This window comes from Microbacterium sp. SORGH_AS_0421 (genome assembly GCF_030818635.1).
In the GTDB taxonomy this organism is placed as follows: Bacteria; Actinomycetota; Actinomycetes; order Actinomycetales; family Microbacteriaceae; genus Microbacterium.
On record NZ_JAUTAO010000001.1, the window covers coordinates 2,276,410 to 2,299,314 of the forward strand.

General features: G+C 67.4%; 23 protein-coding genes and 1 tRNA gene. 20 read left to right on the forward strand and 4 right to left on the reverse strand.

The genetic code is table 11. The features are described from left to right. Positions 1 to 40 precede the first annotated feature (40 nt). The 14 genes from QE416_RS10820 to QE416_RS10885 all read left to right on the forward strand — a co-directional run bounded on the left by QE416_RS10820 (position 41) and on the right by QE416_RS10885 (position 14,071). Positions 41 to 1,090 carry a heparan-alpha-glucosaminide N-acetyltransferase domain-containing protein gene (locus QE416_RS10820; RefSeq protein WP_307316076.1) on the forward strand — a complete coding sequence of 350 codons (1,050 nt, stop codon included), beginning with the start codon at positions 41 to 43 and terminating at the stop codon, positions 1,088 to 1,090. A gap of 191 nt (positions 1,091 to 1,281) precedes the next feature. Further along, a complete protein-coding gene (gene argH / locus QE416_RS10825; RefSeq protein ID WP_307316078.1) occupies positions 1,282 to 2,712 on the forward strand; it encodes an argininosuccinate lyase in 1,431 nt (476 codons plus the stop codon). A 51-nt stretch (positions 2,713 to 2,763) separates the two neighbouring features. Next, complete coding sequence (locus QE416_RS10830) at positions 2,764 to 3,411, forward strand: SatD family protein (protein ID WP_307316081.1); 648 nt, start codon at positions 2,764 to 2,766, stop codon at positions 3,409 to 3,411. Beyond that, positions 3,408 to 4,121: a hypothetical protein gene (locus tag QE416_RS10835; protein WP_267786655.1), complete on the forward strand. Its 714-nt coding sequence runs from the start codon at positions 3,408 to 3,410 to the stop codon at positions 4,119 to 4,121. Before QE416_RS10830 ends, QE416_RS10835 begins: the two co-directional genes overlap by 4 nt. 184 nt (positions 4,122 to 4,305) lie before the next feature. Beyond that, on the forward strand, positions 4,306 to 5,619 hold the full coding sequence (tyrS, locus tag QE416_RS10840) for a tyrosine--tRNA ligase (protein WP_267786657.1): 1,314 nt from the start codon (positions 4,306 to 4,308) through the stop codon (positions 5,617 to 5,619). A 1-nt stretch (position 5,620) separates the two neighbouring features. Continuing rightward, complete coding sequence (locus QE416_RS10845) at positions 5,621 to 6,430, forward strand: DUF4184 family protein (protein WP_307316084.1); 810 nt, start codon at positions 5,621 to 5,623, stop codon at positions 6,428 to 6,430. Between the two features lie 284 nt (positions 6,431 to 6,714). Next, positions 6,715 to 7,617 carry a ParA family protein gene (locus QE416_RS10850; protein WP_267786659.1) on the forward strand — a complete coding sequence of 301 codons (903 nt, stop codon included), beginning with the start codon at positions 6,715 to 6,717 and terminating at the stop codon, positions 7,615 to 7,617. After that, a complete protein-coding gene (locus QE416_RS10855; protein ID WP_373458849.1) occupies positions 7,601 to 8,473 on the forward strand; it encodes a ScpA family protein in 873 nt (290 codons plus the stop codon). Before QE416_RS10850 ends, QE416_RS10855 begins: the two co-directional genes overlap by 17 nt. After that, on the forward strand, positions 8,463 to 9,089 hold the full coding sequence (gene scpB / locus QE416_RS10860; protein WP_267786660.1) for an SMC-Scp complex subunit ScpB: 627 nt from the start codon (positions 8,463 to 8,465) through the stop codon (positions 9,087 to 9,089). Before QE416_RS10855 ends, scpB begins: the two co-directional genes overlap by 11 nt. After that, positions 9,086 to 9,871: a pseudouridine synthase gene (locus QE416_RS10865; RefSeq protein WP_267786661.1), complete on the forward strand. Its 786-nt coding sequence runs from the start codon at positions 9,086 to 9,088 to the stop codon at positions 9,869 to 9,871. The genes scpB and QE416_RS10865 overlap by 4 nt, the downstream gene beginning before the upstream one ends. Before the next feature lie 52 nt (positions 9,872 to 9,923). Then, positions 9,924 to 11,057 (forward strand): prephenate dehydrogenase, encoded by a 1,134-nt coding sequence (locus tag QE416_RS10870; RefSeq protein WP_267786662.1) that lies wholly within the window; start codon positions 9,924 to 9,926, stop codon positions 11,055 to 11,057. Next, positions 11,050 to 11,793, forward strand: coding sequence for a (d)CMP kinase (gene cmk, locus QE416_RS10875; RefSeq protein ID WP_267786664.1), 744 nt, complete (start codon positions 11,050 to 11,052; stop codon positions 11,791 to 11,793). The genes QE416_RS10870 and cmk overlap by 8 nt, the downstream gene beginning before the upstream one ends. After that, the gene (gene der / locus QE416_RS10880) at positions 11,783 to 13,306 is read left to right on the forward strand and encodes a ribosome biogenesis GTPase Der (RefSeq protein ID WP_056227518.1); all 1,524 of its coding nucleotides are present in this window, start codon (positions 11,783 to 11,785) and stop codon (positions 13,304 to 13,306) included. Before cmk ends, der begins: the two co-directional genes overlap by 11 nt. 327 nt (positions 13,307 to 13,633) lie before the next feature. After that, positions 13,634 to 14,071 carry a DUF805 domain-containing protein gene (locus QE416_RS10885; protein ID WP_307316093.1) on the forward strand — a complete coding sequence of 146 codons (438 nt, stop codon included), beginning with the start codon at positions 13,634 to 13,636 and terminating at the stop codon, positions 14,069 to 14,071. Positions 14,072 to 14,236: 165 nt separating this feature from the next. Here QE416_RS10885 and QE416_RS10890 read toward each other — a convergent pair whose 3' ends face one another. Continuing rightward, on the reverse strand, positions 14,237 to 14,650 hold the full coding sequence (locus tag QE416_RS10890; protein WP_307316096.1) for a GNAT family N-acetyltransferase: 414 nt from the start codon (positions 14,648 to 14,650) through the stop codon (positions 14,237 to 14,239). Between the two features lie 164 nt (positions 14,651 to 14,814). Between QE416_RS10890 and QE416_RS10895 the strand changes: the two genes are divergently transcribed. Beyond that, positions 14,815 to 15,717, forward strand: coding sequence for an NUDIX hydrolase (locus QE416_RS10895; RefSeq protein WP_267786667.1), 903 nt, complete (start codon positions 14,815 to 14,817; stop codon positions 15,715 to 15,717). A gap of 787 nt (positions 15,718 to 16,504) precedes the next feature. On the opposite strand, the gene QE416_RS10900 is transcribed toward QE416_RS10895, so the two are convergent. Further along, entirely contained in the window at positions 16,505 to 16,888 is a 384-nt protein-coding gene (locus QE416_RS10900; RefSeq protein WP_307316101.1) for an RNA-binding S4 domain-containing protein, read from the reverse strand. Between the two features lie 42 nt (positions 16,889 to 16,930). After that, on the reverse strand, positions 16,931 to 17,509 hold the full coding sequence (locus tag QE416_RS10905) for a GNAT family N-acetyltransferase (protein ID WP_307316104.1): 579 nt from the start codon (positions 17,507 to 17,509) through the stop codon (positions 16,931 to 16,933). A 123-nt stretch (positions 17,510 to 17,632) separates the two neighbouring features. On the opposite strand from QE416_RS10905, the gene QE416_RS10910 reads away from it, so the two are divergent. Further along, positions 17,633 to 17,706: transfer RNA gene (locus tag QE416_RS10910), tRNA-Pro, on the forward strand. On the opposite strand, the gene QE416_RS10915 is transcribed toward QE416_RS10910, so the two are convergent. Continuing rightward, complete coding sequence (locus QE416_RS10915) at positions 17,698 to 18,027, reverse strand: hypothetical protein (RefSeq protein WP_307316106.1); 330 nt, start codon at positions 18,025 to 18,027, stop codon at positions 17,698 to 17,700. The two genes, QE416_RS10910 and QE416_RS10915, sit on opposite strands and share 9 nt — an antisense overlap. On the opposite strand from QE416_RS10915, the gene QE416_RS16500 reads away from it, so the two are divergent. The 4 genes from QE416_RS16500 to QE416_RS10930 are packed head-to-tail and all read left to right on the forward strand — an operon-like array spanning position 17,965 to position 22,860. Then, entirely contained in the window at positions 17,965 to 19,086 is a 1,122-nt protein-coding gene (locus tag QE416_RS16500) for an N-6 DNA methylase (RefSeq protein WP_373458880.1), read from the forward strand. The genes QE416_RS10915 and QE416_RS16500 overlap by 63 nt on opposite strands. Continuing rightward, positions 19,074 to 21,167: a sensor histidine kinase gene (locus tag QE416_RS10920; protein ID WP_307316108.1), complete on the forward strand. Its 2,094-nt coding sequence runs from the start codon at positions 19,074 to 19,076 to the stop codon at positions 21,165 to 21,167. Before QE416_RS16500 ends, QE416_RS10920 begins: the two co-directional genes overlap by 13 nt. Then, positions 21,154 to 21,819 carry a hypothetical protein gene (locus tag QE416_RS10925; RefSeq protein ID WP_307316110.1) on the forward strand — a complete coding sequence of 222 codons (666 nt, stop codon included), beginning with the start codon at positions 21,154 to 21,156 and terminating at the stop codon, positions 21,817 to 21,819. The genes QE416_RS10920 and QE416_RS10925 overlap by 14 nt, the downstream gene beginning before the upstream one ends. Next, positions 21,820 to 22,860 carry a ComEC/Rec2 family competence protein gene (locus QE416_RS10930; protein ID WP_307316112.1) on the forward strand — a complete coding sequence of 347 codons (1,041 nt, stop codon included), beginning with the start codon at positions 21,820 to 21,822 and terminating at the stop codon, positions 22,858 to 22,860. The last annotated feature ends 45 nt before the right edge of the window (positions 22,861 to 22,905 follow it).

Genomic DNA, 22,905 nt, shown 5'->3' on the forward strand with positions numbered 1-22,905 from the left:
CGCCTGGTCCCGTTTCGACGGACCGGGCCGGCTGGTAGGCGTGGACCTCGCGCGCGGGCTGGCCGTCCTGGGCATGCTCGCCGCGCACCTGCTCGACACCGAGCGCACCCTCACACCGGATCCGAGCACGTGGGTCACCGTCGTGAACGGTCGTTCGTCGATCCTCTTCGCGGTGCTCGCGGGGGTCTCGATCGCCCTCGTCACCGGTGGACCGCGGCCGCTCGCCCCGCAGCGACGACCCCGCGCGGCCGCCCGGCTGGCGTTGCGCGGAGCCCTGCTCTGGGTGATCGGCCTGTCGTTGGTGATGACGGGAGTGCCCGTCTACGTCATCCTCCCGGCGTACGCGCTGCTGTTCGTGCTGGCGTTGCCGTTTCTGGGCATGCGTGCGCGGAATCTGTTCCTGACCGCCGGCGCGCTCGCGATCGTCATGCCGTGGATCCAGCCGTTCCTCGACGCAGCGCCGATCTGGGCGGGTCCGGCGGGAGCCGAGCTCGAGGCAGCCGTGGGGTGGGCGTACCCGTTCACCGTGTGGATCGCGTTCCTGCTGGCGGGCATGGGCGTGGGCCGACTCGACCTGCGCAACGTCACGGATCAGGCGCTGCTCGCCATGGCGGGCGCCTCGCTCGCGCTCGCCGGGTACGGTTTCGCGATCGCCACGGCCCCGGTGGCGGCGGGGGATCCGTATCTCGCGGCGGTGCTGACCGCCGAAGACCACTCTTCGGGACTGTGGGAGGTCATCGGTTCCGGCGGCTTCGCGCTGTTGACGATCGGGGCGTGCCTGCTGCTGTGCCGCACGCCGCTGCGCTGGGTCGCGGTGCCGCTGCGCGCCGTCGGGTCGATGCCGCTGACCGCATACGTGCTGCAACTCGTCGTCTGGGCCATCGTCGCCTCCGCCCTGCTGGGCGACACGTCCGACCTCGTCGGCATCCGCGAGGCGGGGCTGTTCGTCCCCCTGACGCTCGGGCTCATTGTGGGCTGCACGGCATGGGTGTTGACGATCGGCCGGGGTCCCCTCGAGATGTTCGTCGACGCCGTCGTGCGTCTAATCGTCGGACGGGATACCCGGCCGCCGGTCACACCTCACCGCTGACGCCGGGGGCCTGGCCTCGGGGGTGCGCGGCGCGGGGTGTGCGGAACTCCGGAGGAATGTGCGCCGGGGGCCGGTTTCTGGCGTGGTCGGTGCCGGCGGGCGCGATTTCTCCGGAGTGTGGCACGGGGAGCGTCACCGGTTCGGGCCGCGCGCCGACGGCGGCGTCGGTGGCCCTCGGTAGGCTGGACGCCATGAGCAGCGAGACCGGTCAATCGACGAACGAGGGCGCCCTGTGGGGAGCCCGTTTCTCGGGCGGACCGTCTCCCGAACTGGCGGCGCTGAGCCGCTCGACCCACTTCGACTGGGATCTCGCGCTCTACGACATCCAGGGTTCGCACGCCCACGCCGCCGCTCTCGAGGCGGCGGGGTATCTCACGGCCGGCGAGGCGCAGTCCATGCACGACGGCCTCGACGAGCTCGCGGCCCGCGTGCAGGACGGCTCCTTGCTCGCCGCACCCGGCGACGAAGACGTGCACGGGGCTCTCGAGCGCGTGCTCATCGAGACCGTGGGCCCGGCTCTCGGCGGCAAGCTCCGCGCGGGTCGCAGCCGAAACGACCAGATCGCCACTCTCGTGCGGCTGTACCTGATCGATCACTCGCGCACCATCACGCGTGAGCTCCTCCGCCTCATCGACGCCCTGGTCGCTCAGGCCGAGGCGCACGAGGGCGCGATCATGCCCGGTCGCACCCACCTGCAGCACGCGCAGCCCGTGCTCCTCGCCCACCACCTGCAGGCGTACGGCTGGGCTCTCGTCCGCGGCCTCGAGCGCCTGCGCGACTGGTCAGTGCGCGCCTCGGTCTCGCCGTATGGCGGCGGTGCGCTCGCCGGGGCGACCCTCGGCCTCGACCCCCAGCTGGTGGCCGACCGCCTCGGTCTCGCCCGTCCGGCCGAAAACTCCCTCGACGGCACCGCCTCGCGCGACGTGGTCGCCGAGTTCGCCTTCATCACCGCGATGATCGGCGTCGACCTCTCGCGCCTCGCCGAAGACGTGATCCTCTGGAACACCCGCGAGTTCGGCTTCGTCACCCTCGACGACTCCTACTCGACCGGCTCGAGCATCATGCCGCAGAAGAAGAACCCCGACATCGCCGAACTCGCGCGCGGCAAGGCCGGCCGCCTGATCGGCAACCTGTCGGGGCTGATGGCGACGCTCAAGGGCCTGCCGTTGGCGTACAACCGCGACCTGCAGGAAGACAAAGAGCCCGTCTTCGACTCGGTGCGCACCCTCGAGCTCGTTCTGCCCGCGTTCTCGGGCATGATCGCCACGCTCCGCTTCCACACCGATCGCATGGCCGAGCTCGCCCCGCAGGGCTTCTCGCTCGCGACCGACGTCGCCGAATGGCTGGTGCGTCAGGGGGTGGCCTTCCGCGACGCGCACGAGATCTCGGGGGCCCTGGTGCGGGCGTGTGAGGAGCGCGAGATCGGACTCGAAGACGCCGACGACGCTCTGCTCGCCTCGGTGTCGCCCCAGCTCACCCCGCGGGTGCGCGAGGTGCTGACGATCGAGGGGTCCGTGTCGAGCCGGACGGGCGTCGGCGGTACTGCTCCCGAGCGCGTGCGCGAACAGCGCGAAGAGCTGGTGGCCCGGGCGCAGGCGGCGTCTCGCTCGCTCATCGCCTGAGTATCAGCTATTCGCTTATCAAGACGAGATAATAAGCGTTAGACTTATCGCATGACCGTCGCTGTGATCGCCGACATCATCGCCTCCCGGCGACTCGACGATCGCGCCGGCGCGCAGCGGGCCATCGTCGAGTCGGTGCGCACGGTTCAGCATGATCTACCCGTCGCCGTGGCGCCCCTCGCGCCCGTCGTGGGCGACGAGCTGCAAGGCGAGTACGACGACCTCTCCGGTGCGCTCGCCTCGCTCCTGCTGCTGCGCCTGGCCCTGCCCGACGACGTCGACTGCCGTTTCGGTGTGGGCGTGGGGGAGGTGCGACCGATCGAGCTCGCCGACCGCACCGTCCCCGAGGGCCCGGCATGGTGGGCCGCTCGAGAGGCCATCGACCACATCGAACGGCTGCAGACCCGCGCCGCGCCGCTCGCGCGCACCTGGATCGTTCTCGCCGAGGGGCAGGATGCCAGCATGACCGAGACCATCGCGCTGGCCCGCGCCTACGCCCTGAGCCGCGACCAGCTCGTGTCGGCCATGAGCGAGCGATCGCGTCGGTTGACCTACGGACGCTGCGTCGGACGCTCTCAGCGCGAACTCGCCGACACCGAGGGCATCAGCCAGTCCGCGGTATCACAGGCGCTCTCCGCCGCCGGCTCCGCCGCTCTCGTCGAGGGCTTCGCGGCTCTCACCGCGCGGGTGCGCTCATGATCGCCGCCGGCCTCCTGCTGCTCGCGGTGGGCGCGGTCGACCTCATCCGTCAGATGATCCGCACGCGGCGCTGGCTCGCCTTCGCCGTGGCATCCCTCGCTCTCGTCGTCGTTTCGGCGGGACTGGATGCCGTGATCGCCGGGCTCCTCGCCGTCGCCGTTGCCGCTATCTGGACGTGGGTCGTGCCCGAAGACGGTCCCGCTCGAGCGGGGCTGTGGCCGGTCGCCCTGCTCGCGCTCGCCGCCGCGGCGTGCGTGGTCATCGCGCCGGGGCGCGAGCGGCCGGGCCTGCTCGGCGAGGCGTGGGCCGCCTATCGGCCGGGGGCGTCGGCGTCGATCGACGTCGCCGTCCTCGTCATCGGCTCGCTGGTGTTCCTGCTGGAGTCGGGCAACGCGGTGGTGCGCATCGCGTTGCGGTCCGAGATGGGCGGGCGCGCGGCCGATCCCGAGCGCGACGCGGTGCCGACCCTCAGAGGCGGTCGACTCATCGGGCCGCTCGAGCGCATCCTCGTGTTCGTGCTGACGCTGACCGGGGCGTACACGCTGCTCGCCGCGGTGCTCGCGGCGAAGGGAATCGTGCGATTCCCCGAGATCTCGCGCGACCGCGACGACGGAGACCGCGCCGAGTACTTCCTCATCGGCAGCCTCGTGAGCTGGGTCACCTCGCTCGCGGTCGCATTCCTCGTGTGGTGGGGCGTGCACGCGCACTGACGCGTCGCGCGAGGGACACCGACTGAGGTCGACACGGTCGATGGTCATCACCGGGGGAGACGGCTTCGAGGACGCTGCTTCTTTTCGCTGAGCCGCCCGCCGCCGGCCAGTCTCCGCGGCGACCCCGCTGAGCGCCCGGGCGATGGCATCCGGACTCGGACACCCCCGCTGATAGCCTAAACCGGTGTCTGCCTCCACCGATGCGGCGCCCGTGAGCGCCCTCGCCCCCGCCAACGACCCGACCTTCGACAACGTCTGGGACGAGCTGGTGTATCGCGGTCTGGTGCACGTCTCGACCGATGAGGGCGAGCTGCGCGAGCTCCTCGGTGGCGACCCCATCACGTTCTACTGCGGCTTCGACCCGACCGCCCCGAGCCTGCACCTGGGCAACCTCGTGCAGCTGCTCACCATGCGCCGGTTGCAGCTCGCCGGGCACCGCCCACTCGGGCTCGTCGGCGGGTCGACGGGCCTGATCGGCGATCCTCGCCCGACGGCCGAGCGCACCCTGAATACGCCCGAGACGGTGGCCGAGTGGGTCGGCAAACTCCGGGATCAGGTCGAGCGCTACCTCAGCTTCGAGGGCGAGAACGCCGCGCGCATCGTCAACAATCTCGACTGGACGGCGCCGCTCAGCGCCATCGACTTCCTCCGCGAGATCGGCAAGCACTTCCGCGTCGGCACGATGCTGAAGAAAGACGCGGTCAGCGCGCGCCTGAACTCCGAGGCCGGAATCAGCTACACCGAGTTCAGCTACCAGATCCTTCAGGGCATGGACTACCTCGAGCTGTTCCGCCAGTACGGCTGCATCCTGCAGACCGGCGGCAGCGACCAGTGGGGCAACCTCACCAGCGGCACCGATCTCGTTCGCCGCGTCGAAGGGGGCTCGGTTCACGCCATCGGCACGCCGCTGATCACCAACAGCGACGGCACGAAGTTCGGCAAGAGCGAGGGCAACGCCATCTGGCTCGATGCCGAGATGTGCAGTCCGTGGGTCATGTACCAGTTCTGGCTCAACACCGACGACCGCGACGTGATCGAGCGCCTCAGGGTGTTCACGTTCCTCACGCGCGCCGAGATCGAGGAGTACGAGACCCTCGTCGAGGCGGAGCCGTTCCGTCGTGCGGCGCAGAAGCGTCTCGCTCGTGAGGTGCTGACGACCGTGCACGGCGTCGAGGCGACCGAGGCCGTCATCGCCGCGACCGAGGCGCTGTTCGGGCAGGGCGATATGACCGTGCTCGACGCCGCCGTGCTGCGCAGTGCGCTCGAGGAACTGCCCCACGCGACCGTCGCCGCCGGATCCACCGTCGTCGAAGCGCTCACCGCCACGGGGCTGTGCGCGAGCCTCAGCGAAGCGCGACGAGCGATCTCGCAGGGCGGTGTCTCGCTCGACGGCGAGAAGGTCACGAGCGACGAGGCGGTCGTCGAGGGCACGCTCCCCGGCGGTGTCTCGGTGCTCCGCCGCGGCAAGAAGACGCTCGCGGGGCTGTTCCTGAGCTGACATGCCGTTCACACCGAGCCACGCCGTCGTCGCGCTGCCCTTCCTGCGCACGCGGCTGGTTCCGGCGGCGATCGCGATCGGGGCGATGACTCCGGACCTGCCGCTCTTCGTTCGCGGGATGTGGCCCGGCTACGGACTCACGCACGATTTCGCGTGGGTGCCGATCACCGTCGTGGTGGCGTTCGTGCTCCTGCTCGTGTGGCGGTGCGTGCTGCGACCGGCGAGCCGGGAGCTGCTGCCGCGCGCGGTCGCGGAGCGCCTGCCGGCGGAGTGGGATGCCGGTGCCCGCACGGCGCTGCGCGAGAGCGTGGGCGGGGGAGTCGTCGGCATCCTGTGGCTCGTCGTCTCGCTCGCGCTGGGCGTCGTCTCGCACATCGCGTGGGACCTGTTCACGCACGAAGGCCGGGTGGGGGAGCAACTGTTCCCGGCGCTCTCGGGGCAGTGGGGGATGTTCACGGGCGCGAAGTGGCTGCAGCATGCGTCGAGCGCGTTCGGCCTGCTCGTGCTCGCCATCTTCGCTCTCGTGTGGCTGTCGCGGCACGCGCCGCACCCGGTGCGGAGGGTGATCCCGGATGCCGCCCGCGCGGCGTGGTGGCTCTCGCTCCCGGTCGCGCTAGTCGGTGCCGCGCTCGTCGCGCTCGCGGTGCAGGGCGGGTTCGGCGCGGACTACACGCCCACGCACCTCATCTACGGCGTGCTGACGAAGGTCGCCGCGGCCTGGGCGGCGCTGACGCTCGCGCTGGCGGTGGTCGTGCAGGTGCGGCGCGCGCGGGCGGTCGACGCGAAGCGGGCTTCGGTGCACGGTCAGTGATTCGCGCAGAGTCAGCGGGATGCGGGCCTTTCGCGCGGAGGGTGTACGAATCACGGAGGTTGTGCGACGGGTTGCGGTCCTTCGACAGGTGCGGGGACCGCGGGCCGGGGCGGCGCGCACGAGGTCGGTGATTCGCGCAGAGTCAGCGGGACGTGGTCCTCTCGCGCTGAGGTCGTGCGAATCAATGAGGTTGTGCGGGGCGGAAGGATGCCGTGTGCCGAGGCAGCGACCACCCGCGGGTCACACGGGCTCGGCGGCGGGCGGCGGCTAGACTCGGGGACGTTATGACGAAGGCGGGAGACTCGGTGTCGGCGAGCACAAAGGGCCAGAAGACGGGCGCAGACGAGGTCATCCTCGGACCCACCGGTCGCCCCTACCAGGGGTTCCCCACCCCCAAGCCGCTCGACAGCCACGGCCCGGCCCGCATCATCGCCCTCTGCAACCAGAAGGGCGGCGTCGGCAAGACGACGACCACGATCAACCTGGCGGCCTCGCTCGCGGGATACGGCCGTCGTGTTCTCGCGATCGACTTCGACCCACAGGGCGCGCTGTCGGCGGGCCTGGGCATCCAGACGCACGATGTGCCGACCATCTACGACCTGCTGCTCGACACCAAGCGCGACCCCCGCGAGGTCATCGTCTCGACGCGCGTCGACGGTCTCGACATCCTCCCCGCGAACATCGACCTCTCGGCCGCCGAGGTGCACCTCGTCAACGAGGTCGCGCGCGAGACGATCCTCGCCCGGGTGCTGCGCAAGGTCGCGGCGGACTACGACGTCATCCTCATCGACTGCCAGCCCTCGCTCGGTCTGCTGACCGTCAACGCCCTGACCGCCGCGCACGGCGTGCTGATCCCGCTCGAGTGCGAGTTCTTCGCCCTCCGCGGTGTCGCCCTGCTCGTGGAGACCATCGACAAGGTGCGCGATCGCCTCAACCCGGCGATCGAGCTCGACGGCGTCCTCGCCACGATGTACGACCCCCGCACGCTCCACTCGCGCGAGGTGCTCGAGCGCGTGGTCGAGGCCTTCGGCGACGACGTGCTCGAGACGGTCATCGGTCGCACGGTGAAGTTCCCGGATGCCTCGGTCTCGGGCATGCCGATCACCGAGTTCGCTCCCGAGCACGCAGCCGCCCAGGCCTACCTGCGGTTGGCGCGGGAGCTGGTCGCCCGTGGCGCCGTCGCCTGACGACGCCCCCGCCGGCACCGGCCTCGCGGTGCCATCGGTCCTCGAGGCCGTCGACGGGTCTGGAACCCCCGACGCCCCCGGCTTCCGTGTCACCCTCCCCGTTTTCGACGGACCCTTCGACCTGCTGCTCACCCTCATCTCGCGCGCCGAGCTCGACATCACCGAGGTCGCACTGAGCCGCGTGACCGACGAGTTCATCGCGTACCTGCGCGAGATGGGCCCGGAGAGCGATCTCGACGAGGCCTCCGAGTTCCTCGTCGTCGCCGCGACCCTCCTCGACATGAAGATCGCCGGCCTCCTCCCGCAGGGGGAGCTGGTCGATGCCGAGTCGGTGGCGCTCCTCGAAGCTCGCGACCTGCTGTTCGCGCGCCTGCTGCAGTACCGCGCCTTCAAGGAGGTGTCGGCGTGGTTCGCCCGGTGCCTGCAGCGCGAGGACAAGCGGCACACGCGCAACGTGCGACTCGATGAGAAGTACCGCAGCGCGGTGCCCGAGCTGAAGTGGACCCTCAGCGCCGACGATTTCGCCGCGCTGGCCGTCGTCGCCTTCGCGCCCAAGCAGATCCCCACGGTGGGTCTCGACCACCTGCACGCGCCCCTCGTGAGCATCCGCGAGCAGGCCGCGATCGTGGTGACCCTGCTGCGATCGGCGGGAACACTGAACTTCCGCGACCTCGTCGCCGGCGTCACCGAGACCGGGGTCGTCGTCGCTCGGTTCCTGTCGATCCTCGAGCTGTACCGCCACGCGGCACTGTCGTTCGAGCAGCTCGAACCGCTGGGGGAGCTGACGCTCCGCTGGACCGCCGAGCGGTGGTCGGAAGAGAACCTCGCCGCCCTGGGAGCCGACTATGACCGATGACGCCACGTTCCCGTCGCCACAGCTCACCGACGCCGCTCCGGCCCCGCGCCCGAGCGATCCGGCATCCGTCGCCCGTCGCCTCGAGGCGATCCTGCTGGTCCTCGACGAGCCGCAGAGCCTCGTCAGCCTCGCCGCCGCCGTGGGTGCGCCCGTCCCGGCCGTCCGCCAGGCCGTCGAGGCGCTCGTCGCCGACTACGACGGCCAGACCGGGGGACCGGTCCGCGGCTTCGAGCTGCGCGAGGTCGGCGGCGGCTGGCGCCTCTACGTACGCGAAGAGTACGACGACGTCGTCGGCGAGTTCGTGAACACCCAGGCGCCCTCGCGCCTGTCTCAGGCGGCGCTCGAGACCCTGGCCGTCATCGCGTACAAGCAGCCCGTCACGCGCGGGCAGGTGGCATCCATCCGCGCGGTGAACGTGGACTCCGTGGTGCGCACGCTGCTGTCGCGCGGACTCATCACGGAGGTCTTCACCGACTCCGACACGGGCGCGATCCACTACGGAACGACCGACCAGTTGCTGGTCAACCTCGGCATCAACTCGCTCGACGAGCTGCCGCACATCTCGCCGTTGCTCGACGACGGCTCGGACGGATTCGACGGAGAGGTATTGAAATGAGCGACGATTCGACGGGAGCCGCGAGCGAGGACGGCATCCGCCTGCAGAAGGTGCTGGCGAACAGGGGAGTGGCCTCGCGCCGCGTCGCCGAGCAGATGATCGTCGAGGGACGCGTGCGAGTGAACGGCGTCGTCGTCACCGAGCTCGGCCGCCGCATCCACCCCGAGACCGACCTCGTCGACGTGGACGGTACGGCCATCCAGCTCGACGAGTCCAAGCGCTACGTCATCCTCAACAAGCCCACCGGCGTCGTCAGCTCTATGAGCGACGACCGCGGCCGCCCCGATCTGCGCCAGTACACGAAGGACTGGGAGGAGCGCCTCTACAACGTCGGACGACTGGATGCCGACACGAGCGGTCTTCTCGTCCTCACCAACGACGGCGACCTCGCGCACGTGCTCGCGCACCCCTCGTTCGGGGTGACCAAGGTGTACATCGCCAAGGTCGAGGGGCAGGTGCTGCCCCAGACGATCCAACGCCTCATCAAGGGCGTCGACCTCGAAGACGGGCGGATCGTCGCCGACAAGGCGCGCCTGCTCGACGCCTCCCGCGGCGAGAGCCTGGTCGAGCTGACCCTGCATTCGGGCAAGAACCGGATCGTCCGCCGCATGATGGCTGCGGTCGGTCACCCGGTCATCGAGTTGGTCCGGCGGCAGTTCGGACCGCTCCACCTGGGAACTCTCCCGGTGGGCAAGGCCCGCGAGTTGACTACAGTAGAACGCGGTGCCCTGCTCACGCTGTCCCGCCAGGACGACAGCGCTCCGGCCGATCCGGCGGAGTGAGCCTCTCGGGCGCTTCGCGGTGCCAGCGGCGCCGCCCAGGGCAGGAGACCCGATGAGCGAAGTCAACGGAACGTCCGCGCGCGCGGCCGGGTCTTTGGCGACCCGTACGAGCGGCACCGTCCGCATCGTCGGCTCGGGGCTGCTGGGAGCCAGCATCGGCCACGCGCTCACCGCCCGCGGTGTCGACGTCGTGCTCGTCGACGCGTCGCCGTCGCAGCTGCGGCTCGCCATCGACTACGGTGCCGGTCGGGCCGAACGACCCGACGACAGGCCCTCGCTGATCGTGGTGGCTGTTCCGCCCGATGTCACGGCCGACGTCGTGCAGCGCGAGCTCGAGACATTCCCGGATGCCGTGGTCACCGACGTCGCGAGCGTGAAGCTCGAGCCGCTGCGCACGCTGCGTGAACGTGGCGTCGACCTCACCCACTACATCGGCTCGCACCCCATGGCCGGTCGTGAGCGCGGCGGAGCCATCTCGGCCCGCGCCGACATCTTCGTGGGGCGCCCGTGGGTGGTCTGCCGCGACGGCGAGACCTCCGCGCACGATCTCTCCCTGGTCGAGGGCCTCGCTCTCGATCTCGGCGCGACCCTGATCGAGATGACGCCGGAGGAGCACGACGAGTCCGTCGCGCTCATGTCGCACGTTCCGCAGCTCGTGGCGAGCCTTCTCGCCGGGCGCTTCGTCGAGGCCCCCGACGGTTCGCTGCGTCTCGCGGGTCAGGGCGTGCGCGACACGACGCGCATCGCGGCCTCCGCTCCGGAACTGTGGGTGCAGATCCTCGGGGCGAACGCGGCGCCCGTCGTCGAGGTGCTCGATCAGCTCGCCGCCGACCTCACCGCTGTCGCCGGGGCCCTGCGCGATCCCGAGGTGCCCGGTGCACGTCGCGCGGTCGCCGACACCATTCGCCGCGGCAACGAGGGCGTGGAGCGCCTGCCGGGCAAGCACGGCCAGAATCGCCGTTTCGATACCTTCGTCGTCATGGTCGACGACACCTCCGGCCAGCTGGGGCGCCTGTTCGGCGAGCTCGGCGACCTCGACGTCAACGTCGAAGACCTACGCCTCGAGCACTCGCCCGGAGCCCCGTTCGGCCTGGCCGAGATCAGCGTCGTCCCCGACGCGGTCCGCCGCGCCGTCGACGGCCTCCAGCAGCGCGGTTGGCGGATTGCGAGCACCACCCATGACTGATTCCACCTCCGCGCTCTTCCGGCCCGGTCTCGCCGCGCCCGCCGAGGGTTCGGCATCCGCCCCCGCCGTCATCGCGATCGACGGCCCCGCCGGCAGCGGCAAGTCCAGCGTGTCCAAGGCCGCCGCCACCCGTCTCGAATACGGCTTCCTCGACACCGGTGCCGCCTACCGCGCCCTCGCCTGGCACGCCCTCGCGCACGAGGCCGACACCTCCGATGCGACGGCGGTGCTCGAGGTCTTCGGCGACTTCGACTACGCGATCTCGCTCGACCCGACCGATCGCTGGGTACGCGTCGGCGGCACCGACGTCACCGCCGCCATCCGCGAACCCCGCGTGACCGATGCCGTGAGCGGCGTGGCCCGCGTTCCCGCGGTGCGCCACGCGGTGAACGAGCTGTTCCGCCGGCTCGTGGCATCCGCTGCTCTTCCGGGCGTCGTGGTCGAAGGCCGCGACATCACCACGGTCGTGTTCCCCGACGCCCCCGTGCGCATCCTCCTCACCGCCGCTCCCGAGGTGCGCGCCGCGCGCCGCAGTGCGGAGCTGACGGATCAGGATGCCGCGAAGGTCGCCGCAGCCCTCCACCAGCGCGACGCCGCTGATTCCACGGTCGTCGACTTCCTCACCGCCGCCCCCGGCGTGCAGGTCGTCGATTCGACCCACCTTGATTTCGAACAGACCGTCGACGCCGTGCTGAGCGTCGTCGACTCCACGATGGGAGCCCGCGATGGGCGTTGAAGACGAGTACGAGGGCGGGCCCGACCAGCTCGCCGAGAAGATGGAGCAGCTCGACGAGGTGCTCGCCGAACAGCGGGCCGAAGCGTTGCGCGCGGGCCTCGAGGACTTCGACCTCGACGAGGAGGACGCGGCGCTGCTCGCCGGTCTCGCCTCGGGTGAGGGAGCGATCGAGTTCCTGCCGGCGCTGCCGGTGGTCGCGATCGTCGGTCGCCCGAACGTCGGCAAGTCGGCGCTGGTGAACCGCATCCTCGGTCGCCGCGAGGCCGTGGTGGAAGACACCCCCGGTGTCACCCGCGACCGCGTGACCTATAAGGCCGAGTGGCTCGACCGGCGCTTCTCGCTGGTCGACACCGGTGGCTGGGAGCCCGACGCGAAGGGCATCGACCGCTCGGTCGCCGCGCAAGCCGAGGTCGCGATCGACCTGGCCGACATCGTCCTCTTCGTGGTGGATGCCACGGTGGGTGCGACCTCGACCGACGAGCACGTCGTGAAGCTGCTGCGCAAGAGCGGCAAGCCGGTCTTCCTCATCGCCAACAAGGTCGATGACGCCCGCCACGAGCCCGAGGCCGCCGCGCTGTGGAACCTCGGACTCGGCGAGCCGCACCCCGTCTCGGCGATCCACGGCCGCGGTGTGGCCGACCTGCTCGACGAGATCATGAAGGTGCTGCCCGACGTGTCGGCGGTCGCCAAGTACGAGATCGGCGGACCCCGCCGCGTGGCGATCCTCGGCCGCCCGAACGTCGGCAAGTCGTCGCTGCTCAACAAGGCCGCCGGCGAAGAGCGCGTCGTCGTCAACGAGCTCGCCGGCACCACCCGCGACCCGGTCGACGAGGTCGTGGAGCTCGGTGGCAAGCTCTGGACGCTCGTCGACACCGCCGGCATCCGTCGCCGCGTGCACCTGTCGCAGGGCGCCGACTTCTACGCGTCGTTGCGCACCTCGACCGCCCTGGAGAAGTCCGAGGTCGCGGTCGTCGTGATCGACGTCTCGCAGCCGATCAGCGTGCAGGACCTCAACATCATCGACCTCGTGCTCGAGTCGGGTCGCGCGCTCGTGCTGGCGTTCAACAAGTGGGATCGCCTCAACGACGACGACATGGAGAACCAGGACCGTCGCCGCTACCTCGAGCGCGAGATCGAGCAGGACCTCGCGCACGTCGCGTGGGCCCCGCGCGTGAACATCTCGGCCCGCACCGGTCGTCACCTCGACAAGCTCGTGCCGGCCCTCGAACAGGCGCTCGAGTCGTGGGACACCCGCATTCCGACCGGGAAGTTCAACGCCTTCCTCTCGGAGCTCGTCGCCGAGCACCCGCACCCGCTGCGCGGTGGCAAGCAGCCGCGCATCCTGTTCGGCACGCAGGCGGCGACGCGTCCGCCGACATTCGTGCTGTTCACGACCGGATTCCTCGACCCGGGCTACCGCCGGTTCATCCAGCGGCGCCTGCGCGAGATCTACGGCTTCGAGGGCACGCCGATCGTGCTCAACATGCGTATTCGCGAGAAGCGCCAGCGCTGAGTCGCGCAGCGAGCGCCCCGATCCCCACGTGGGGGTCGGGGCGCTTTCGCGTGCTGGGGCGTGTGCCTCGCGCGCACGGCGGCGCGGCGGCGGCGTGCGTGCGAGGGGTCTGCGGGCCCGGATTTCGCGCGAGACTGCAACTCGCTGACGAGTCGGTTGCAGGCTGACGCGGGTGTGTCAGCGAGATGTCGTCTCGCGCGCGGTGGATGCCGCGAGGCACGGACGGGCACGAGCGCAAGCGGGGTCGGGCCGGATCGGGTGGTCGATACAGTGCTCTCGCGACGGCGACGCCGTGGCATCCGCCCTCTACTGACGCCGGGAGACCCCATGACCGCCGCCGTCCCGCCGCTCGACCAGCCGTATTACGGCGCGCCGCTGGGCGCTGCGGTCCGCCGCGTCTTCGCGAAGTACGCCACCTTCCGTGGGCGCGCGAGCCGCAGCGAGTACTGGTGGTGGGTGCTGACCGCCGCCGTCGTGGGCACGGTGCTGAATGCGCTGCCCACGCTGACCGATGGCATCCGCATCGAAGCCGATGGCTCGACGACCGTCACCGGACCGCTCGGGGTGATCCTCGGGGCGATCTGGCTCGTGTGGGCCCTCGCAACCATCGTCCCGACGTTCGCGGTGCTCGTGCGGCGCCTGCACGACACCGGTCGCAGCGGCTTCTGGATGTTCATCGGGGTGGTGCCGCTCATCGGCGTCCTGGTTCTCTTCGTCTTCACGCTCCAGGGGCCGCGGCCGGAGGGCGCGCGCTTCGACGCCTGAGACATCCGAGCGAGCGCCCCGGCCCGATGGGTCGGGCGCTCGTCGTTCCGGATGCCGTGGCCCCGTCGCTCCACTCGCGCGCGGGCCTCGGCGGTGGGGGATGACGGGCGCTGACCGACGTGTCAGCGGGATGCGGCGTCGGCGGGGGAGCCGGCATCCGGTGTTTCAGAGGGGCGCCGCGGGGCGGACGAGAGCCGTCTGGTCGGGCTCGGCGAAACCGAACTGACGGTAGAGGCCGTGCGCGTCGCTGGTGAAGAGCGTCCATCGGAAGTGGGGGCCGGGGCCCTCATCGATCATGAGCGAGACCAGGCCCTTGCCAAGGCCGTGGCCGCGGTGCCCGTCGAGGACGAACACGTCGGCCAGGTAGGCGAACCCGACGCCGTCGGAGATCGCCCGCGCGAAGCCGACCAGCTCGCCCGTGTCGCGGCGATAGGCGGCGACGACGCGCCACGCGCTGTCGAGCTGGGCCTCGACGTCGGTTCGGGTGCGCCAGCGCCCCCAGTACGCCTCGGTGCTCAGCCACTGCCAGACCGCGTCGCGGTCGACCCGTTCGGGGTTGTCGTCGAATTCATACTCCATCCGACGATTGTGGCAACTCCAGGCGAGTCGGACTTCCCCGCGGCCGAGGGGTGGCGGTCGTATCGCGCTTCTCGGCGCGGTATGTGCGTTGGCGCGGGTGATCTCATGGCGTCTCGTGACGCTCGGCGGGGACCGTCGGTCCTGTGTGTGCCAGGCTGGAGACGATGACGATCGAGCCCCCCGCCCCCGGCGAGCCGCGACGCCCGCACGGGCCTCGCGACCCGGGCGATGCCTGGGTCGTCGCGCCCACGGGCGAGAAGTACTGGGGTCGTTTCGGCGCCGCGGGGCTGCTCGCCCTCGACCCCGAGCGCGGAGTGCTGCTGCAGCATCGCGTCTCGTGGAGCCACTTCGGCAACACGTGGGCCCTGCCGGGTGGCGCGCGGCACGAGGGCGAATCCGCTCGAGACGGCGCCCTGCGCGAATCGGGCGAAGAGGCGGGAGTGCCGGCGGATGCCGTGAGTGCGCGCTTCGAGAGCGTTCTCGACCTCGGCATCTGGTCGTATTCGACTCTCGTCGCCGATGTGACGACCCCGTTCGAGCCCGTGATCAGCGATCCCGAGAGCGTCGCCCTGAAGTGGGTCGCCGTCGACGACGTCGATTCCCTGCCGCTGCACCCCGGCTTCGCCGCCTCGTGGCCGGCCCTGCGCCAAGCGCTCACCGCGCGGCCGGCGATCGTCGTCGACGTGGCCAACGTCATGGGTTCGGTTCCCGACGGGTGGTGGAAGGATCGCGCCGGTGCCGCGACCCGTTTGGTTACGAAGCTCTCGCGGCTGGCGGAGCGGGGAGTGGATGCCGAGGCGCTCGGGCTGTCCGCGACGCGCTGGTTCCCGGTGGTCACGGCGGTGCTGGAGGGCCAGGCGCGGTCTGCCGAGCCGGTGGCACCCCCGGTCGAGGTGCGGCACGCGCCGGGCGAGGGCGACGACGAGATCGTCGCGGTCGTGCGCGAGGTCGCGGGGGCGTGCCGCCCGGTGGTCGTCGTGACGAGCGACCGCGAGCTGTCGGCGCGCGTCGAGGAGCTCGGGGCGAGCGTGCGCGGTGCGCGCTGGTTGTTGGATCAGCTGGACTGACGGCTGCGGGGCGTCACCGCCCCGACGTCGTGCGTGCGGCGAGGGGTCAGCGGTGTCGCTCGGTCGGCGGTGTCGCTCGGTCGGCGGTGTCGCTCGGTCAGCGATTCGCGCAAGGTCAGTTGGCGGGGCCGGGGGTCGGCTGAGGTTGTGTGGATTGCGGAGGTTGTGCGAGCGTGCGGGGCGGCGCCTGTCCAGGGTCTGAGATTCGCACCAGGTCAGTTGGCGGGGCCGGGGGTCGGCTGAGGTTGTGTGGATTGCCGAGGTTGTGCGGGGCGGCGGGTGCGCGAGGTTTGAGATTCGCGCAATGTCAGTTGGCGGGGGTGCTGCTTGGCTGAGGTTCTGCGGATTGCCGAGGATGTGCGGGGCGTGCTGAGGCGGCGCGTGCACAAGGTTTGAGATTCGCGCACGATCAGGTGCGGGGGTCGCTGCTTGGCTGGGGTTGTGCGGGTTACCGAGGTTGTGACGCGCCGGTCAGTCGGGGTCGCGGCCGCGGAGTTTCTCGGTGTCGCGCCGGTCGCGCTAAATCTGAAATTCGCGCAATGTCAGTTGGCGGGGGCGCGGTTCGGCTGGGGTGTGGGGGTTGTGCCGGGATGTGCGGGGCGGCGGGTGCACGAGGTTTGAGATGCGCGCGAGGTCAGCCGGCGGGGCCGGGGGTCGGCTGAGGTTGTGCGAATTGTGGAGGTTGCGCGGGGCGGGGCGTGCTCAGGGGCTGAGATTCGCACAAGGTCAGTTGGCGGGGCCGGGGGTCGGCTGAGGTTCTGCGGATTGCCGAGGCTGTGACGCGCGGTCAGTTGGGATCGCGGCCGCGGAGCTTCTCGATGTCGCGGCGGTCGCGCTTGGTGGGGCGACCGGCGCCGCGATCGCGCACCGGAACGAACGGCATGCTCTCTTTCGAGGGCGGCGGGGGAGTGCGGTCGTCCACCGACTCCGCGACGAGGGCCGCGCCGACACGCTTCGCGATCGTCTTCTTCACGACGAGGATCCGGTCGAAACCCTGGATCCGCACCCGCAGCTCATCGCCCGGGCGCACGGGCTGCGCCGCCTTGGCGCGTTCGCCGTTGACCCGAACGTGTCCCGCGCGGCACGCGGTGGTCGCCGCAGACCGGGTCTTGTAGACGCGCACCGCCCAGAGCCACGCGTCGACTCGCGCGGTGGTCGTGGCATCCGTCATGTCAGGTCTTTCGTCGGCGAACCTCCATCGTAGGACGGGCTCTCACTCGCGCAGGCTCAGCGAGACGAGGGCGCGATCGGGCTTGGGGCGATCGACGATGTCGAAGCCCGCCTTCTCGAACATCGACACGGTGCCGCGATACAGCTGGTTGGCGGAGCGCCTCGTGACGGTGGTGTCGAGGGGATACGCCTCGATGACGCGGGCGTCGGCCTCGCGGGCGGTGGAGACCGCGGCATCCAGGAGCCTCTTCATCAGGCCTTGACCGCGGTGGGTCGTGCGAACGACGAAGCACGAGATCGACCAGACGTCGTCGGCGTCGAGGGGCTCGTGCGTCGCGGTCGTGACGTCGCGTGTGCGCAGGAGGCGCGCCTGGTCGATGCGGGGACCGACGCGTACCCAGCCCGCGGGCTCACCGTCGACGTAGGCGATGAGTCCGGGAGCACGATCGCCGTGCATCTCGGCGTGAAATCGCGAGGTGAGGTCGTCGCGCGAAGTCTTCTGGAACTCGGCGTTCGTGAGCAGCCACCATTGGCACTGGCAGCCGGGACCGTCTCCGCTGTCGAGCGCCGTCTCGGCGTCGTCGAAGCGGTCGCCGGTGGCGGGGAGGATCTCGATCGTCATGCCCGAGACCGTAGCGAGGGGTTCCGACATCGACAAGGGAGTGCGCACACGCCCGGGGTGGCCGTTGGTTCGCGGGGGAGTCGGCGAGGGGCTAATATAGGGGAGTTGCCCGCTCGCGGGTAACGGGATGTGGCGCAGCTTGGTAGCGCACTTGACTGGGGGTCAAGGGGTCGCAGGTTCAAATCCTGTCATCCCGACAGTGAGAGCCCGGTGAGAATTTTCTCACCGGGCTCTTTGTGATAAAGCTGCACACAGCCGCAGTCGCTGCGCTTCAGAGAGTGTGCCGCCTTCTGCTCCGCCGCTACGCTCGTGTCATACGCTGGGCATGTGATCAAGACCGGCTTGCGGGCCCCGGCCGCGCAGATCTGCAACGACGATCGGTTCGGAGCTTTTAGGTGACGCTCGCAGACGTAAGCTTCGACGATTACTCGAGGTTGCTCGAAAAGGGTGACGCGATGCCGCACGCGCTGGCTAACGCTGTCGGTGAAGACGCAAGCCCTTACGACGTACTGCGACACCTCGTTCCTCGCGACGAGAGGCGCAGACGTGGAACCTTCTTCACCAGTTCGGATGTGGCCGCAAGGCTATGGGAGCAGGCAATCCCGAAGCTGGCGGCAGGGGCCATAGTCGTTGACCCCGCTTGCGGAGGCGGTGATCTTCTTTTGCCCGCGTTCGACTCGGTTCTCGCGAACGACACAGCTCAGGTCACGTTCCGCGCATGCGATGTCGACGCTAGCTTCAGCCGGGTTGCGGCTGCGAGACTACGGCAGCGGGATCCCAAACGGTCTGTGTGGGTCGAGAGCGAAGCCGTTGACTTCTTAGAAGACTCATCCTCGGTAGCCGACGCCACTCATGTGGTTCTCAACCCGCCCTTCGTGTCGACAGAGGTGCCTGTCGCGTGGGCCTCTGGAAACGTGAATGCGGCTGCTGTGTTCGTGGCGCGAGCCGTCGAGTCGATGCGCCCCGGGTCACGGCTGCTTGCCGTCTTGCCGGACGTTCTCCGGTCCGGAACCCGATACTCAGCCTGGCGAGATTACATAGCGAGTCTGTCAGCAGGCGTTCGAGTTCGTATCGGCGAGATTTTCGACGACCAGACCGATGTGCATGTATTCCTTCTCGATCTTGAAGTGGGAAGCAATTGCGCCGAGGTGGAGTGGATACCTCCCTCTTCTGGAGCCACGTTGGGTGACTTCGCCAATATTCGTGTCGGGCCTGTCGTTCCGCACCGCGATCCGGCGGATGGTCCCCTGCTGCCTTTCGTAACCGCACGCTCACTGTCTTCCGGTGAGTCGATGGAGCGTCGATACTCGGGTCGGCGCGAGCAAGGTCCTTTCGTCCTAGTGAACCGCACCTCCCGACCTGGGGAAGTCCCTCGAGTTCGAGCACGACCCTGGCGAAGGACGGGCGCGGTCGCAATTGAAAACCACTTGCTAATCGTCGAGCCGCGCGAAGGTGTAACGTGCGACGAATTGATCGCGGTACTAACGAGTAAGAAAACAACAGAATTTCTTGAAGCTCGAATACGGTGTCGTCACCTGACAGTAGGCGCCTTGAAGGAGATTCCGTGGCAGGAGTAGATGGCAAAATTGATAGCCGGCTCAGATTCGCGCCTAGCATCCTGCGACGCCTCGGCGAGGAGCTAAACCCAAACATCGACCAGGGCCTACTTGAGCTCGTTAAAAATGCGTACGATGCAGACGCGACGGAATGTCACGTATGGCTCGACGGCAAGGACCGGCCCGGTACCGTTGTGATTGAGGACAATGGCGACGGAATGTCGGCGGAGGATATTAAATCCGGTTGGCTTGTTCTCGGGGAGTCCCGCAAAGTCACCAGTCGAAGGACTGCTCGACTGGACCGCGTTCCGGCGGGGAACAAAGGACTGGGGCGGCTCGCCGCTTTGAGACTCGGACATAAAGCACGGTTAATTTCTAGCCCAGGTGACGGCAGTACCTATGAGGTTACCCTCGACTGGGACACATTCGATCGAGCCAAAACCGTAGATGAAGTCAACGTGGAGATCAGTTCCTCAGCTGCGGCGAAGGACGCGAAAACCGGAACACGAATCGAGCTATCTCGGCTTCGCGACGGTATCGGTCGAATCGCTGCGAGGAATCTGGCCCGCGCCTTAGTGCTCCTTGCGGACCCGTTCGGCGATCAACCAGACGGATTCTCTCCAGTGCTGCACTCGTCGGAATTTGCGGATCTTGCCGCGCAGGTAAACAACCGATACTTTGACCAGGCGGAATATCACCTACGTGCCGTATTGCGCAGCGGCAGGGCGTCTGTAGAGGTATCGGACTGGCAAAATCGAGTTCTCTGGCGCTCCGACGATGAGGCAATCGCGCAAAAGGGGTCGCAAACCTACTCGGCGCCGGACGCGACCCTGGATTTCTGGGTTTTCATCCTCAACCAGGGTACGTTTACCGGCCGAAATGTTCAATTGTCGGCGGTGAAAGATTGGTTGACAAACTTCGGCGGTGTTCACGTGTATGTGAACGGTTTGCGGGTTGCACCCTACGGAAATCCGGGAAACGACTGGCTCGATGTCAACTTGCGTCGCGCGCAAAGCCCAGAAAATCGTCCCAGCACTAACACATCCATCGGACGGCTGTTGGTTGAGGACCTGGATGGAAACCTGATTCAGAAGACCGACCGATCTGGTTTCATTGAGTCTGACGTCTTCGCAGAGCTAACACGTTTCTCGCATGACTCTCTCGAGTGGATGGCGCGGCGGCGTCAACAGGTTGCAGAGGCGCGAAGGCAACGTGAGCGAGAGTCGGCAAAACATGAGGCCAGTTCCGAAAGTCGTGCACTACAAGAGAAGATCGCTAGCGTCCCTGATGGGCAGGCCAAGCGCGAGCTCACGACGGCGTTCGAGAAGTACGACAAGGCGAGAGATCGCGAAACGGAAACCCTCCGTCGAGAGTTGCAACTGTATAGGACGCTCAGTACCGCTGGGATCACCGCAGCGACTTTCGCACATGAGTCTAACGGTAATCCCCTAAAGATAATAAGCATCGTCACCAACACTATTAAGAAAAAGCTTGCGAAAGACTCCCCGGAATCTTACAAGTCCGTTTACGAAAAGCAGCTAGGGCGAATTTCTGACTCGGTAAGTTCATTAAACGTGCTCTCGGCTGCAACGTTGGACCTCGTTAGTGAAGAAAAAAGGCGCGTCGGCAAAGTTTCTATTCATCGGGTTGTTCGCAACGTGGTCGAAATATATGATCCCTTCCTCCAGGGCAGGAAAGTTAGCCTCGAACTGAACCTGCCTGGGGGCCTTGACCCGTATCTTCGCGGTTCGGAAGCTGCCGTGGAATCGATCATCACAAACCTAATGAATAATAGCGTCTCTGCGTTCGAGCGCAGTGAGACCCGTGACAGGAAAATTTCGATCGTCAGTCGCGTACTCGATGATGTGTGCGAGCTTGAAGTGTCTGACAACGGTCCGGGAATCGAAGGCATTTCGTTGCGTGACATCTGGTTGCCCGGTCAGACTCAGCGTCAGGGTGGAACGGGCCTGGGGCTCACGATCGTTCGCGACACACTTGCAGATTTGGGGGGTTCGGCTGAAGCTATCGCGCACGGACCTCTTGGCGGTGCATCATTCAAGGTTCGGTTCAACATCTTGGGGGTAGATCATGTCTCAGCTTGAAAGAATAGATCGGATTCTCGTTGTAGACGACAACGCTGGTGTGCGGGAGACGTTGACCTTTCCCATCGAGGCCGCTGAACGAGAGCCCGTTATTCGCGATACTGCACTAGGCAATATTGATGAATTCCTGGTGCAGCCGCGCGTGGCTGATGCGGCGGTTAGTGACTATCACCTTAGTCCCGGAAATTACGCGAATTTTGACGGCGCGACTCTTGTGTCCCGTTGGTACAAGGCCAAATTTCCCGCTATACTTTGTACCCAGTTCGACAAGGCGAATGTAGCCAAATTTCGCGTGTTGCGTCGCTGGATTCCGGTAGTGATGCGTCCCGATGATTTGGATCAGGACTCCTTGATGGAGGGCCTTGAGCTGGTTCAGCGGGAATTCAACGATGAATTTACGCCAATGCGTCGGCCCTGGCGCGCGCTGGTTCATTTTGTTGAGTTTGCGGAAGAGGATAACGTTGCAAATGCTCGGGTACCGGGGTGGAGTGAAGAGATTGTTGCCTTGCGAGCGAGTGATATACCTCCACCAGTGCGACAGCGAATCGCGGAGGCATCCAAGCGGGGCGATGAATTTCAATGTTACGCTACGGCCAATCTGGGTGCGGAAGACAACAACGATTTGTACCTGACTGGATGGGAAACTTCCTGAGTGCCTCGGGTGAATGTTCTAGAAGACGGCCCCGTCGTTGATATCGTCGACGTCGGCCATGGGAGCTGCGTAGCAATACGGTGCGGTTCCACGGTAACGCTGATCGATGCCGGTCCGGGCGGTGCGGTGCTTGAGTACTTGCGTCGCGAGCAAATAACTCAAATTTCAAATGTGATCATTTCGCATGCTGATGCGGATCATATTGGCGGCCTTTCGGCGATTTTGGCTCAAAAAGATCTTTCTGTGGGGCGCATCATCTGGAATGGTGATTCGGCGAAACAATCCCAGTTGTGGAAGAATTTGATATACCAATTAGCCGACTTGCAGGACGCCGGCCGAACTGTCGCCTACGAAAACGCGTACGACGGTTTAGTTGTCGACTTGGATCCACAGGCGGGCGTCGCGGTGCACGTCTTCGCTCCAGGTCTTGTGCTTAGGCAACTCGGAGCTGGAAGTTCTACCAGGGATGGTCGTGCGATTAGCAGCAATTCTGTCAGTGTCGTCGTGCAACTGGTGGTTGAGGATGAATCGGTCCTTCTGGTGATGGGCGATCTTGACCATCTTGGGTTTGAGCTTCTCGTGGGGTCAAAATACGGCGACCGTCTGCAGTCACGGCATCTTGTGTTGCCGCACCACGGTGGTCTAATGGGTTCGCGATCTGAGACAGCCGCGGCAGTTTCGCAGCTGGTGGCCCGGGTGAACCCGGAAGTCGTGTTTGTGTCGAATGGGCGCCGCAAGTTCAATAATCCGCGACGTGAGGTCGTAGATGCGATTCGAAGTACGAATGCTGCCGTGGCTGTCAGCTGCACTCAACTTGCCGAGTCTTGCGCCAAAAATCCCGTAGAGCGAGTTGAGCGAGCTACACCATATTCGGCGGGATGGTTGAGGGGGGCCTCCTGTCAGGGCAGCGCACGACTAACGTTGGGGAACGGAATTGGCGCGCCACTAAACCGGAGGCAGCACCTCAATTTTCTCGCTCAGAGCGTTCCGGGCGCTATTTGTGGGCAGGGTGCGAAAGCGAAACTGAGCGTCCTGGTTTAGCGATTTTTACCGGTCGGCCGTTGTCTACGAGGTCTCTCGTACGCA

Coding starts and splice junctions, on each gene's coding strand:
- argH (WP_307316078.1), top strand. CDS start 1,282: ATGAGCAGCGAGACCGGTCAATCGACGAACGAGGGCGCCCTGTGGGGA.
- QE416_RS10830 (WP_307316081.1), top strand. CDS start 2,764: ATGACCGTCGCTGTGATCGCCGACATCATCGCCTCCCGGCGACTCGAC.
- QE416_RS10835 (WP_267786655.1), top strand. CDS start 3,408: ATGATCGCCGCCGGCCTCCTGCTGCTCGCGGTGGGCGCGGTCGACCTC.
- QE416_RS10845 (WP_307316084.1), top strand. CDS start 5,621: ATGCCGTTCACACCGAGCCACGCCGTCGTCGCGCTGCCCTTCCTGCGC.
- QE416_RS10850 (WP_267786659.1), top strand. CDS start 6,715: ATGACGAAGGCGGGAGACTCGGTGTCGGCGAGCACAAAGGGCCAGAAG.
- scpB (WP_267786660.1), top strand. CDS start 8,463: ATGACCGATGACGCCACGTTCCCGTCGCCACAGCTCACCGACGCCGCT.
- QE416_RS10865 (WP_267786661.1), top strand. CDS start 9,086: ATGAGCGACGATTCGACGGGAGCCGCGAGCGAGGACGGCATCCGCCTG.
- QE416_RS10870 (WP_267786662.1), top strand. CDS start 9,924: ATGAGCGAAGTCAACGGAACGTCCGCGCGCGCGGCCGGGTCTTTGGCG.
- cmk (WP_267786664.1), top strand. CDS start 11,050: ATGACTGATTCCACCTCCGCGCTCTTCCGGCCCGGTCTCGCCGCGCCC.
- der (WP_056227518.1), top strand. CDS start 11,783: ATGGGCGTTGAAGACGAGTACGAGGGCGGGCCCGACCAGCTCGCCGAG.
- QE416_RS10885 (WP_307316093.1), top strand. CDS start 13,634: ATGACCGCCGCCGTCCCGCCGCTCGACCAGCCGTATTACGGCGCGCCG.
- QE416_RS10890 (WP_307316096.1), bottom strand. CDS start 14,650: ATGGAGTATGAATTCGACGACAACCCCGAACGGGTCGACCGCGACGCG.
- QE416_RS10895 (WP_267786667.1), top strand. CDS start 14,815: ATGACGATCGAGCCCCCCGCCCCCGGCGAGCCGCGACGCCCGCACGGG.
- QE416_RS10900 (WP_307316101.1), bottom strand. CDS start 16,888: ATGACGGATGCCACGACCACCGCGCGAGTCGACGCGTGGCTCTGGGCG.
- QE416_RS10905 (WP_307316104.1), bottom strand. CDS start 17,509: ATGACGATCGAGATCCTCCCCGCCACCGGCGACCGCTTCGACGACGCC.
- QE416_RS16500 (WP_373458880.1), top strand. CDS start 17,965: ATGCCGCACGCGCTGGCTAACGCTGTCGGTGAAGACGCAAGCCCTTAC.
- QE416_RS10925 (WP_307316110.1), top strand. CDS start 21,154: ATGTCTCAGCTTGAAAGAATAGATCGGATTCTCGTTGTAGACGACAAC.